Annotated in this window: 10 protein-coding genes; 2 read left to right on the top strand and 8 right to left on the bottom strand. The window is 46.4% G+C overall.

Translation table 11 applies throughout. From position 1 onward, the window contains the following. The first annotated feature begins 94 nt into the window (after positions 1-94). Together dnm_RS04035 and dnm_RS04030 are read left to right on the top strand one after the other, a co-directional pair. Positions 95-940, top strand: a complete 846-nt coding sequence (locus dnm_RS04035) for a 3'-5' exonuclease (protein WP_207681433.1) — start codon at positions 95-97, stop codon at positions 938-940. 354 nt (positions 941-1,294) lie between these two features. Continuing rightward, a complete protein-coding gene (locus dnm_RS04030) occupies positions 1,295-1,951 on the top strand; it encodes an MBL fold metallo-hydrolase (protein WP_207681432.1) in 657 nt (218 codons plus the stop codon). Between the two features lie 9 nt (positions 1,952-1,960). On the opposite strand, the gene dnm_RS04025 is transcribed toward dnm_RS04030, so the two are convergent. From dnm_RS04025 to dnm_RS03990, 8 genes are all read right to left on the bottom strand, one after another. Beyond that, a complete protein-coding gene (locus dnm_RS04025) occupies positions 1,961-2,497 on the bottom strand; it encodes a hypothetical protein (protein ID WP_207681431.1) in 537 nt (178 codons plus the stop codon). 251 nt (positions 2,498-2,748) lie between these two features. Next, positions 2,749-3,537, bottom strand: coding sequence for a sugar phosphate isomerase/epimerase family protein (locus tag dnm_RS04020; protein ID WP_207681430.1), 789 nt, complete (start codon positions 3,535-3,537; stop codon positions 2,749-2,751). Positions 3,538-3,597: 60 nt separating this feature from the next. After that, positions 3,598-4,215 carry a DUF3786 domain-containing protein gene (locus dnm_RS04015; RefSeq protein ID WP_207681429.1) on the bottom strand — a complete coding sequence of 206 codons (618 nt, stop codon included), beginning with the start codon at positions 4,213-4,215 and terminating at the stop codon, positions 3,598-3,600. A 90-nt stretch (positions 4,216-4,305) separates the two neighbouring features. Beyond that, complete coding sequence (locus dnm_RS04010) at positions 4,306-5,202, bottom strand: dihydropteroate synthase (RefSeq protein WP_207681428.1); 897 nt, start codon at positions 5,200-5,202, stop codon at positions 4,306-4,308. Between the two features lie 132 nt (positions 5,203-5,334). Then, the gene (gene acsC, locus dnm_RS04005; protein ID WP_207681427.1) at positions 5,335-6,675 is read right to left on the bottom strand and encodes an acetyl-CoA decarbonylase/synthase complex subunit gamma; all 1,341 of its coding nucleotides are present in this window, start codon (positions 6,673-6,675) and stop codon (positions 5,335-5,337) included. A 283-nt stretch (positions 6,676-6,958) separates the two neighbouring features. Continuing rightward, complete coding sequence (gene acsB / locus dnm_RS04000; RefSeq protein ID WP_207681426.1) at positions 6,959-9,172, bottom strand: acetyl-CoA decarbonylase/synthase complex subunit alpha/beta; 2,214 nt, start codon at positions 9,170-9,172, stop codon at positions 6,959-6,961. A gap of 110 nt (positions 9,173-9,282) precedes the next feature. Beyond that, a complete protein-coding gene (gene cooS, locus dnm_RS03995; protein ID WP_207681425.1) occupies positions 9,283-11,310 on the bottom strand; it encodes an anaerobic carbon-monoxide dehydrogenase catalytic subunit in 2,028 nt (675 codons plus the stop codon). A 79-nt stretch (positions 11,311-11,389) separates the two neighbouring features. Continuing rightward, a complete protein-coding gene (locus dnm_RS03990; protein ID WP_207681424.1) occupies positions 11,390-12,940 on the bottom strand; it encodes an acetyl-CoA decarbonylase/synthase complex subunit delta in 1,551 nt (516 codons plus the stop codon). Between the last annotated feature and the right edge of the window lie 144 nt (positions 12,941-13,084).

Below are 13,084 nucleotides of genomic sequence, written 5' to 3'. Positions count from 1 at the left end.
TATCTCCGGCACCCGCAAACCGGGCGGCTGCCAAACTGTAAGTTTGGCACTCCGGACAATTTTTTTTCTTAAAGTCTGTAAAAAGGAAAAAGCTGTGTTCAAAGACGTTAAAGATAAAGTATGGGTATTTGATGTGGAATGGGTTCCTGATCCCGTGACAGGCAAATCACTTTACGGACTTGCAGAGGACACGCCTGATGAAGACGTGATTCAGGAAATGTGGAAAAAAGGAGGGGCCACTGATGAAAACCCCATGCCTTATCTGAAAACCGTGCTGTGCCGTGTGGTTTCCATTTCAGTTGTGACAAGAACCGTGAGCAACGGAGAAACCAAACTTCATTTGCTTTCGCTCCCCCGGGATTCAAAAGACCCGGCCCAGGTTGCGGAAGCCCATATTGTGGAAACCTTTCTCAGTGCCATCGGAACGCGTAAGCCCCAGGTGGTCGGCTATAACTCTCATGCTGCTGATCTCAAAATCCTGATACAGAGAGGACTTGCAAACGGAATCCAGGTTGCAGATTTTTGTCGGCGTCCCAACAAACCCTGGGAAGGCATAGATTATTTTGCCAGGGGAAGTGACTGGAATGTTGACCTCATCGAAATTGTGGGCGGCTGGGGAAAATCAAACCCTTCTCTTAATGAAATGGTGACAGTATGCGGCATTCCCGGAAAGATAACCGGAGACGGCCAGCAGGTTGCGCCGTTATGGCTTGACGGGGAACTCGACAAGATTATCGCATATAATGAATTTGATTCGTTAACGACCTATCTGCTGTGGCTGCGGCTGGCTTATTTCGGAGGTTTTTTTACATCTGAGCAGTATGCCCATGAACAGGAGTTGTTACAGGAGTTGTTAAAAACAGAATCAGAAAAACCGGAACGTGCCCATCTCAGAGATTATCTTGCAGAATGGGAAAGACTCAGGGCAGAGCGATCATAAAAATGAATCCCATGTTCTTATATTTTTCCCTGGTTCTCAAACTTAGGCCGGCAGTGTTCCAAAACCGGAAATAAACCTTTATACCTAAGCCGTCTAAAAATATCACTTTTTGACATTATTTTGGCTGGTTCTTGTTCCCTTCGACAAGCTCAGGGAACGGCAAGTCAGGCGTGTCCTGAGCTTGTGGGTGTGTCGCTGCCCTGAGCTTGTCGCCGTGCCCTGAGCTTATCGAAGGGCAATCGAAAGTGGCACAAAAGGGAAGTAAATAAAAATAGGCGATTTAGATGGCCTGCTTTTTCGCTCAGACACCAATTCGTTGAAACTTTATCAAAAAAACGGCTAAAAGGATATCTTATGAAAATATTTGACAAACTCCATGCTTTTGTGTGGGAATCTATGACAACCAACAATTGCAATACCTATCTGATTGACGGGCCGACCCGTGTACTCATTGATCCGGGTCATGTCAGTCTGTTTGACCATGTTCATAAAAATCTTTCAAAATTGGGGATTGGTATTGAAGATATCGGATTGGTCATATGCACCCATGCCCATCCTGACCACATTGAGGCTGTTCAATTATTTAAAAAGGAACCTGCACTTATGACGCTTCATGAGGCAGAATGGCAGTTGGCTAAGGAAAGATATGCAGACGCTTTTGGTATGCGTTTGGAATCTCTCACACCTGATTTTTTTCTTAAAGAAGGGGATTTTTTTGTAAATGGTCTTGAATTCAAGGTCATTCACACGCCCGGACATTCCCCCGGCTCGGTCTCTCTTTACTGGCCCGAGCAAAAGGCATTGTTTACAGGGGACGTAGTTTTTAAAGAAGGGCTTGGGCGGACGGATCTTCCCGGAGGAAATGGCCAGCTGCTCAAAGAAAGTATCATAAGACTTGCGGAATTGGATGTGGAATGGGTCCTGCCGGGCCATGGGGAAATTATAGCGGGAGCAGCGGAAGCTAAAATAAATTTCAATGAGTTAGAACAAGTTTGGTTTAATTACATATAACTCTCAGTTTCATGTTTCAACTTTCAAACCGGATTTTTCCTGATTCAGCAGGAGACCGAATTCATTCCTGATATCCTGAAGCTCTGCCAGCCATGTGCCGTCAGCGTCCACATTCGGGACAACAGCGCCGCCTGAAATAAAATATTTTTTTGCCAGATTTTCTTTTATCTCATCCTTTTTTTTCTGAGATTTTAAACGGATCGTGTCCTGATAGTTGTCAAATACGGATTCAAGCTTCATCACATCTAATCCGCAAATTTTATTTAGCAGTTCAAAAAGCCTTGTGTTATCCTGATCAAGATCAAGTCTGTCAAAAATTTCGTTTAACAAACTGTTTTTTTCTGATATATTATAATTTTTTTGCAGGATACTCAATTCTTTGTTAAAACGTTCCATATTTAATAATTTGTCTTGAAATTTTTGAACCAGCCCTTTAAGGCTCTTTCTGAATTCATTATATTTTTGTTCTGTTTTCTCCTTTTCGGTAAGCGTAAGATGCTTTGTCTTTTCCATGACAAGGTCTAATGTGCTTTTGATTTCTCCCATGTATGACCTCTCTGTAAGTGTTAGGTGTTAAGTGTTAGGTGTTAAGTGTTAGGTGTTAGGTGTCAGGTGTTAAGTGTCAGGTGTTAGGTGTTAAGTGCCAGTATCCTAATCCTGAAACTTGTGTTTTTTTTGTCGGAAAACAGCAGCCGGACAGCAAGCCTGAATTTGAAATTTGGAGATTGGAATTTATTTGGAAATTGGAATTTGAAATTTGTTATTTCCGGTTTATCCGGATGAAAAGGGTAAATTCTCTACCACAGGCAAACTTTTTCAAGATATTTAAAACTATCCCACATCCCCTCACTCTGATGAGGCTCAAGTGTAATGACCGGCATTGTCTTTTTCCTGTTTTTCAGATAACTAAAAAGCGGTTCAAAATTTATTGAACCCTTTCCCAATCCAAGATGATCATCCTTTTTGCCAAAGTTATCATGTAAATGAAGCTGTCCGAGATAGGGGCCGAGAGATTCCAGCCATAGCTCAAGCGATGTTTTGCTGAAAATAGTCTGATGACCAATATCCAGGCAAAAACCCGCTTTCTGATCTTCGAGATTCTCAAAAAATATCCGAATATCTTCAGGACCGTGTTCATACACATTTTCCAGCATTAACCGTCCGCCCTCATCCCTTATACGTTCTGCAAGCTTTTTCCATATCTTCAGACTGTTTTCAACCCACTCATCTCTTATAAAATGATATCGCTTTCTGTCATAACCTGCATGAGAGACAACCGTTTTTGGTTTGAAAACAGGAACCAGGCGAAGCATCTGTTCAAATCGGTGCCAAGTTACCTCTCTTATGGCCGGATCAGGCGAACCCGGAGAAATATCCATAAATGGTGCATGAAAAGTTACGCTCAGACTGTTTTCATGCAACTGTTTTGCAATGGCGACAAAATCAGAAAGAGAATAACGGTCCAGGGCAGGCCCGTCAAAAGCAATTTCAGGATTTATCCTGTGTCTGACAAATGTGTCAATATAAGAATTACGGAGCTTGGTAAATCGAATACTGACATGAACTTTTTCAATAATATGTTGCATAATCTGAACACCCGCCCGTCTCAAATTTCAAGTTTCAAGTCCCGATTTTTAAGTTTCCAGTTATCTGCCCATTGCCATAAGTCTGTAAACAATCATTCCCGACAGCCATGCCACATCTTCCGGAGACAGAATTTCTCCAATGCCTTCCTGAAACAGAATATTTGCCTCCGGAGGAAATTCGTCGTCTCCCTCCCACAAAATCAGTTGTAAGGAAATTTTAGGAAACAGATCAAATTCAAATCCTGCGTCCCCGATGTCAATTTTTTTGCCATTCAGTTGTTCCGCGGCTTTCAAAAATCCCGGAATATTCTGTCCGAACACTTTTTTTAGGGGATCAATTGCCCTTTGAACAAACGCGCTGAAATAAAACGACGCGCCCGGTATTTCCCTGTAGGCGATTCGCTTGTCTTTTAATTTTAATATATTACCGCTGCCCATGCAGTAATGAAGAATCAGAACCTGTTCCTGTATGGGAACTTCTTTTTCTTTTTCAGATTCATCTTGAAAATCAAAATCAGTAAAGCTGACCAGAAACACCCTGTTAAGAAAGGGAACTCTGAAAGTATTATCATTAACCTGTTCAAATTTCGAATGCTGAACCAGTTCCTGAAAGGATGCTTTTGAAAGTGTTTCAACAGCTATTTTTTTAGCATTCAGATAATCATCAACACGTGCCATTTGGCGCACTCCTTATCTTAAAAAAAAAAGCCCCGCCCCGAAGGGAGAGGCCTTTTTGTGGTATCATAAATTCAAGCCTGTTTGCTTCATCTATATCTCAAGCCATGAATCAGAATAGAGCGTCCTTCCAAGAATGACGTCAACTGTCTTTACATAATCCTGAAGTTCTTTTGAAAGACCGCTTACATCCCCGGCCTCGCCGTCCATTGTTTTATGGATAATGTCCACAACATCCTGACGCTGTCCTTTTGCAATGGCAGTCAGCTGATCATCAAGGGGGTCTGAAATAACGGAAACCATGCCGCATCTTTCAAGCATGACCATGTATGTCTGATTCAGAATGGGGCGCAGGTGATCCGGAGGACCATTTGAAATATTTGACAGACCGCATGTACTCTTTGCACCCGGAGCCATATCCGCAATCATTTTCTGGAATTCCATCAGGCTCATGAGCTGGGGCTGCTGAATATTTACCGGGGTGACAATGCCGTCAACCCAAATTTTTTCATTCGGAATCCCGGCTTCGTTTGCAAAATAAAGGAGTTCGACACAAAGGGCGGCCCGTTCATTTTCATCGCGGGGCAGACCTTCCGGTCCCCACATCAGGGCAATAAAATCAACGCCGTATTCCGCAACCATCGGCACCATTCTCTCATATCGTTCGGGACGAACCATAATGGAGTTGACCAAGTGTGAAACACCATTTTCAGACGGCTTTATCACCTTGAGCGTGGCTTCAATAGCGTCAATATTCGATGTGTCCAATGCCAGCGGCAGATCGGTAACAACCTCCTGAACCGTCTGAACCACCCACGGCATCAGTTCATGTCCGTCTTTTTTGGCAGGCCCGAGGTTGATGTCAATGAAATCCATGCCTTTTTCTTTTTGAAAAAGTGCTTCTTCCTGGATCGGCTTAGGATCACGTTCTTTAAATGCCCGACCGATTTTTCTTGATATTACATTTAAACTCTCACCAATAAGCAGCATAAAAATCTCCCTTTTTAATTGAAAATTGAAAATTGAAAATTGATAATTTAAATTGAGAATTGAAAAAAGAGACGAGAAGCTTGTGAATTCTCAATTCTCAATTCTCAATTCTCAATTCCCAATTATCAATTATTATAATGCTTTGAGAAAAGCCGGAATATGTGCGGCCTCTCTCGGTCCCACAGTAATTTTCCAGCCAGGCAGCTCTTCTTCCATGTCACCGGCAATTGCGGCAGCATAGCCTGGTATAATGATATCCTGATGTTTGATCTTATCCGCTACGCCACATTTTTTCACGAAGACACCGACATCATCTCCTGCGAATTTTCCCGCAGCCCATGCTGTCATGACGGAAAGACCTTCTGAATCTTTTATAAGCAGCCAGCTCGGGACTCTGCTGCCTTCAATTTCACCGGATACGATAAAATAGGTCAGGGCAAAGTTGGTGGTCACAAGCACCGGTGAATTTTCATCCGGATTGTTGATTTCGTAGATACCCTCTGTCACAGTCATGGGACGCTGGGGGTCGGTGAATATATTCAGGCGTTCCAGAAGAAGCGGGAAAATGCTTTCACCGGTAAAATCGGAAAGCACAACGATCCCTGCGTATTTGGCAACAAACATGCCTGCGATCAGGGTTTCCATATCCAGGTTTGAAGCCATTTCACACGGGAACGCTATGGTGGGGAAACCCACTGATCTGTTTCCGTTTTTCAGTGCGGCACGGCGAATTGCGACCTGATCCTCAAGGGCCTGTTTGACTTCTCTTGAACCTGAATCAATCACAAGGTCCTTCAGACCCATTCCGGTAAGCTTTTCGGTTAAAGCGACTAATCCTTCAATAGAATCTGCTTTGACGGCAAGAGGCAGTTCGTTGTCTTTTGCAATTGCACCATATTCATCTGCATTTGCGTCCGTAGCTGCATATATCAGAGGGCGTTTGGAAGCACATGCCTCAACACCGGCTTTCATGACATCGGCGTTGTCTGACATTAATACCAGATTAAACTCCGAAGTTTCAGCAATGGTTTTCGCTGCTTTTGCAAACGCGGCAGCATCTCCGTTCACATCTTTTAAAGCAGCCATCTGGGGTCTGAGGTTCAGTCCCACCCGCTCAAACTGAAATGCGTTCCATACTTTCAGCTTTTTCTCAAGATCAGCGTCTGAAATATCTGAAGCCACAACCGCTGCAAAAGCAGTGGCATTGTAAAATGTTTTTTCATGCCTGTACATTACAGTTTCGCCGCCCACGGTGAACCCACGGACACCTTTTCCAATGGGAACAGGACGAATCGGCGGGGCAGAAGCCTCGGCCAGTTGTTCTCTTGCTTCGTCAGATACATATGGACAACTATCAAGTTCAGCCTTTCCAGATGCCAAATTCATGGCAAAAGCAAGGCATGTGGGCACACCACATTCTTTACAGTTGGTTTTCGGCAGGAGCTTAAAAATCTGAATACCGGTTAATGCCATTCTTGTCTCCTTATATGAAACTTGAAACCTGAGGTTTGAAACTTGAAACTTGAAACCTGAGGTTTGAAACTTGAAACTTGAAACTTGAAACTTGGGGGTTATTCAGTTTCAAGTTTCAAGTTTCAAGTTTCAACTTTCCAGTTTCCAGTTTCAAGTTTCAAGTTTCCAGTTTCCAGTTTCCAGTTTTAAAAAAGGGCGGTGTCTCCTTCCGCCCTTTTTTATCAGTTTCTGTCCACTCCCGCTCCCATAAGACATGAAAACGGGAGATAAGTTTATAATATAATTAACCTACCAACGGTTCCATGGTAAGGGCCGGATGGCCTTTTTCCTGGAGGAAGGGCAGAATTTCTTCTTCAGTGATTCCCACACTCTCATCTGCGATCATGTCATACAGATCAGGGCATCCCATTTCTTTGCCACGCTTGTCAATACGCTCTTTGATCTCTTCCTTGAGCATCTTAGGCATCCATACCATGCGGAGAAGTCCGCCATCACCTATGATGAACTTGCCCTGGGTAATATTGAATTTCGAGTGACCCACAAAACCCGGAGAGGAAGCTCCGCCGCCCATGACACCGGCCAGGGTGGTGAACTTCATTCCGCAGGGCGTCTCGCCAGTATAGTCCCTGCTGACCGTCATAACGCCGTTACAGGAGGGAAGCATGGCAGCAATACACTCGCAACATCCGCAGGTGGTCATGGGATCTATGACCATTGAGTAGAAATTATAATGGGTGACAGCCCCTCTGGATGCCTTCTGGACAAACTCATTGACGCCCTTCCACTGACCCAGTTTGGGATCAATGCACTCACCCTTTTCAATGGGCTGGTTCGGACCGGTGGGGTTGATCTCATAAGATGCCTTACAGTCCATCCAGTTGTATGCGCCGCAAAGCCCTGTTCTTTCCGGGCTGACCGAACACACATGGTTCGGAGCAAAAGACTGACAAAGCGTACAGGAATAAAAGGTTTCCACATCTTCATCAGTCATCTTCTCAACACGCTCATCTCTGAACTTGTATTCGGCTCTTGCTTTTTTCGTGAGCTTGTCAACATCTTCCTGGTTGGTGTACAGCGTAACCTGTACTTTGTCCAAGATGGCTCCGAAATCCTGATGAAACTTGGCGTGAAGAACAACACCGAGATCCTTGAGCGTAAAGCCTTTTTCCATTGCGCCCTTGCTGACACGCACCCATGCGATATCTCTTTGTCCGATATGCATGACACCCTGGATATAGTTAATCAGATGGTGGCACTGACGTTCCAGGATAGGCTCGAAATCCGGCTGCATCTCGCGTCCGGCAACCTGCATGAAGATACCCAGAGGAAGGGTTCCGCCCGCTTCAATATCTGTGACGTCGGGACCGATAAGTTCCACTTTTCCGTCTTCGATTTCATTCATTTCTGCCATTTTCACCAGCTCTGTGGCCTGGGTTTTACCGCCACCCATCTGGCACAGCAGGTCAGCGCCTCTGACACGCTCGCCCTCGAATGCAGGACCAAATGAGCAGGGAATATTGATTTCGGAAACCGTGACCTTGAGTCCCCTGACCTCAACAGATCTCTGGCAGATTTCATCATGAGCCACGTTGGCAACAACATGCTCATAAGTACAAATACCGGTCGGCAGAATCTCAGGAATATCAGTGTCAGCCAGAGTCGGGAAACCCCAGTTCACACAGCCGGCCGCTGCAACACCCCATTCGGTTCCAATGTCACCGAAAGCGTTTACAAATGCAAATACGCGGTCTTTGTTATAACGGAGTATTTTTTTATAGTCACCCGGCTGAACACCGCCGAATGTCATAGCTGCCCTGTTTGCAAAACCCAGTGCAAAAACAGCAGAGGAAATATCCGGACCAAAAGGCACGATTCTGGTGTTCCAGCCGATCTGAACACCGGCTTCAATCAGCTGCTCAATAACAGATGTGCCATTATGATTTGCCGCACAGAAAATGTAGAGATTTTTTTTCTGATAATCTTCAACAATCATCTTGGCTGTTTCAGGATCAGGACATGAGCCTACGATTGCTGCAAAACCGGGTGCGCTGCCGTCAACAAATTCAACACCTCTTTTTCTGAGAATGACATCGTCTGCGGGTCCCACCCATATTTTTCCGGCTTCAATATCCGGGTCTTCCTGGGGCAGATAAAAATCAGGTTCCCTGAGAATGCGCAACGCTTCTATAATTTCATAAGCAAAAATTGCGGCCATGCCGGCATCCAGAAGAGGCCCGAGATATGGCAGATGATGTTTTCCTTTGATATGCGGCGGAAGAAGACCGCGGGCAAATTCCAGAGGTTCCTTCATATCCTCAAGGGTTTCAACTTTCATTCCAGTAAGAGAATAAATAACCGGAAGATAATAACCGGTGTTCGGGAATTCTATCTTAGAACTTGCGTCAAAGGTTTCAAGCGCTTTTTGGAACTCGCCTTCAGCAGTTGAAACAACTTTATAGCCGCCCTGTATTCCTGCAAATGCTACTAACTTAGACATGTATCTGTTCCTCCTTCATTGAGGTATTTTGTGATTTTTGAAACTTGAAACTTGAAACTCGAAACTTGGGGGTTATCCAGTTTCCAGTTTCCAGTTTCCAGTTTCCAATATTACGCTTCAAGTGCCTGACGGGATGCCATGTCCATAAGGACTCTTTCCCTTGCCCTGTCAATACCGAGAGCCTTACGTTTTTTGTCAATGTGGGCGATCATCTTCTGAGCGTGCTTAATCGGATCTACTTCAAGATCCCACATGCCGCCATAAAGATTTTCCAGTTCCTTGGACAGATAATCATGGAACACCGGAGCACCGGATGTGGGCAGCGTGTAGCCGAAGACTGTGTAAACACCTGATACGACAAAATAATGGCCGATGCTGATGGCCTTCTCACTCATCCACTCAGGCGCGCTTCCTGCAGCGGGGAGATCAGAGATGTCTTTGCCGAGACCGCCTGCCTTGACCACTTCGGCCGCGGCCAGAAGGATGCGGCTGTTGTCCACGCAGGACCCCAGATGCAGCACGGGCGGAATTCCCACGGTCTCGCAGACCTCTGCAAGTCCGGGACCGCAATAGACGGATGCGGCTTCGGGGGTGAGCAGTCCTTCCATGGCGCAGGCAATGCCGTTGCAGCCGGTGGTGAGGACGATCACGTCATTTTTGATCAGCTCTTTGACAACTTCTATGTGACCCTCATTGTGGCGTGTCCTGGCATTGTTGCAGCCCACCACGCCGGCAATACCCCGGATCCGGCCGTTGATGATGTTGTCATTCAGCGTGTAGTAAGAGCCGCGGAAGGAACCACCGAGGTGATATTCGACAGACTCGACACCGAACCCGGCGATCTGGGTGTTCTTGTGCCTCGGGATCATCACTTCGGCACGCCGGTTCTCAAAATTGTCAATGGCCAGTTTCACAATCTTCGTGGCATCTTCCATGGCGTGATGCTCATCAAATTCAATGTGAATCACGTTCTCCTGCTCCATCCTGGCAATGGGATGAGTGGTGATGAGCTTGGTATGGAAGCAGTTGGCCACGTTGGCGACATTCTGCATGATGCACTGGATATCAACCACCATGGCGTCACATGCGCCGGTGATGATGGCCATTTCCTGCTGCAAGAAGGTTGCAGCGGTAGGGATGCCGTGACGCTGGAGAATCTCGTTGGCTGTACAGCAGATGCCTGAAAGCTGGATACCCTTCGCGCCTTTGGATTTCGCGTACTCAACCATTTCCGGAGTCTGGGCAGCGGCCACGACCATTTCGGAAAGTACCGGCTCATGGCCGTGAAGGATGAGGTTGACATGGTCCTCTTTCATGACACCCAGGTTGGCCTCGGACTGTACCGGGTAAGGTGTGCCGAAAAGCACGTCCTGAAGATCCGTGGCCAGCATGGAACCGCCCCATCCGTCAGCGATGGCGGCCCGGGTCCCCTGTTTGATCAGGTTCTTGTAATCCTGGTCAACGCCGATATGGGTGCGGTGCATGATCTCCACGATCTCCCGGTCAATGTTCCGGGGAAGCACGCCCTGTTTTTTCCATTTTTCATACAGCGCCTCGGGTGCTCTCTTCAGATAGTAAAGCTCTCCCTCGGCCTTGCCCCATTCGTTCATTGCTTTTTCAGCCACTTCCAGGGCGATCTCGTCAATGTCCCTGTCCACTTCTTCTCCGTCAACCTCAACGGTGACAGCGACATCAAAATAAGGAGCGATGGACAGAAGTTTGTCCGTATCCTTGATCTGATAGTCTTTGGACTCTTTTCTTGCCACGGACAGAAAGACCTCTGCCACACAGCGGCCATGGTCAGAATGGGCTGCGGCTCCGCCAGCAACCATTCTTATGAAGTTACGGGCAGCAATGGTATTCGCTGTTGCACCACACAGACTCTTTCTTGTGTCCTCGCCCTCGATGCCGCCCTTGGGAAGCGGGAGACGACAGGGACCCATGGAACAGTTCTTACAGCAGATTCCCTGCATTCCGATGTTACAGGGTTTCATATTTTCGGCTCTGTCAAAAACTGTGTCAATACCCAGTTCCTGGGCCCGTACGATCATTTCCTGAGTTGCTTTGTCAATAGAAGCTTTTATCGGATCAGCAAGTTTTGCTGCCTTAACCGCTTTTGCTTTTTTCTCTTCTGCCATTTAGAGGTTCCTCCTCATATTTTCATGTCAGTTTAGTTAAATGATTCTAAAATCCTTACAGAGACAGTCTTGGGGGATATTATCTGCGTCCTCGTTTCAGCTTATTCAGCATTTTACTTGTCTTGGACTTCTGAACTTTTGCAGCTGTCTTGGTAACTTCTGTTTTCGCCGCTGTAGCTCGTTTCGCGGCCATTTCTTCCCGTTCTTTCTCCCGTTGCTGTCGGACAGCCTCTTCTTCAGCCTCTCTTTTTGCCCTTGCATCTGCTTCGGCCTTGGCCTTGGCATCTGCCTCAGCCTTGGCTTTGGCTTCGGCTTCAGCCTTGGCTTTAGCTTCGGCATCTGCTTTGGCCTTGGCTGCTGCTTCAGCCTTGGCTTTGGCTGCTGCTTCAGCATCAGCTTTTGCTTTGGCCTCAGCTTCAGCCTTTGCTTTGGCTTCGGCTTCAGGATCTGCAACAGGTTTGGCTGGTTCTTCTTTTTTGGCTTCAGCTTTGGGAGCAGGTTTTGCTTCAGCTTTGGGAGCTGCTGCCTTAGACGCTTCAGGAGCGGGCTTGGGAGCAGCTTTTTTGGCAGGGGCGGCCTTCTTTTCTTCCTCAATGGTCAGGTCCGGTGCCGGTGCAAGCGATGCAAAATCAATGTCAACATCATCCAACTGTTTGCCGATGCCTGCGATGTCACCTGCTGACCCGCCGTCTGACAACAGATCAATAAATGCCTTGACCATACGGACGGATTCGGGATGTCTCATGATCAGAACATCCGAACCTGCCATCAGATAAGTCACAGCGCCCGTGGCTTCCATGAGAATCCCCCGTTTTTCAGGGTCGCCCAGGGTCGGGGCTTCGTCAGCGGTCTGTTTTGCTTCTTTGCATTTCCAAACTTCGTTCCCCAGGTTGTTAATCATCGGGAACTGGAGTTTGTCATCTCCCTGAGCCATTGCTGCCATTCTGAGGCGTTCCATGACTGAATAAGAGTATTCCATACCATATCCCAGACCGCCGGTGGTCGGATCAACAATAATCCGGTCCATGGGCATGCCCAGGTTTTCAAGAAGAATGTTCACCTGTTTGGCAAGGTTCACATCAATGGGAGAAGATGAAATCAGACTATGACCAAAACCCATTGCGGAAGCACCGATTCCCTTGTGGTTTTTGTCTTCCACAGGCCCGAGAATCAGATTCTCTCCCTGGCATTCTTCTGAAATTTTTTTGAGAGTTTCCTCGTCTTTTTCGATATTGGCAGTGCCCCATATAATCAGCGGCACATCAATTGCACCAAGTACTTTTTTTACAGTGGCTGTCGCATCATCGGCACTGGCATTATTCCCATTCGGGTCGGTGCTTTTGAGCTGAAGAACAACCATATCAGCCCCGAATTCATCCACACATTTTTTGGCCCAGGCAGCCGGGTCAGAAACAACATCTTTGAAAGGAGCCAATGCGGCCTCGGGCCAATCTTCCGGAGCCATATCCCAGATTTCCATTGCAATTCTGGGTTTATTGGGCATCTCCCCTTCAAACAGATAGAACGGGTAGCTTGTTTCGCCACCCACGGTAACGGCCTTGTCACCTTTTCCTAAAGTAATTTCCTTGACACTGCCGGCATAAGACTCTTTATAAAAATCAAAAGCCAATCTTCTTACCTCCTTATGTTATTGATTGAGGTTGCTTAGTTTTGAATTGACATATATTAAAATTAAAATAAACACAAAAGGCGTTTAACATTAAACACCCAGTCTCCGCAAATATGCATCCCCTCTCTTCCCCGACTATAATAT

This window comes from Desulfonema magnum (assembly GCF_017377395.1).
GTDB classification, from domain to species: domain Bacteria; phylum Desulfobacterota; class Desulfobacteria; order Desulfobacterales; family 4be13; genus Desulfonema_C; species Desulfonema_C magnum.
This window is presented reverse-complemented; position numbering and strand designations above follow the sequence as displayed.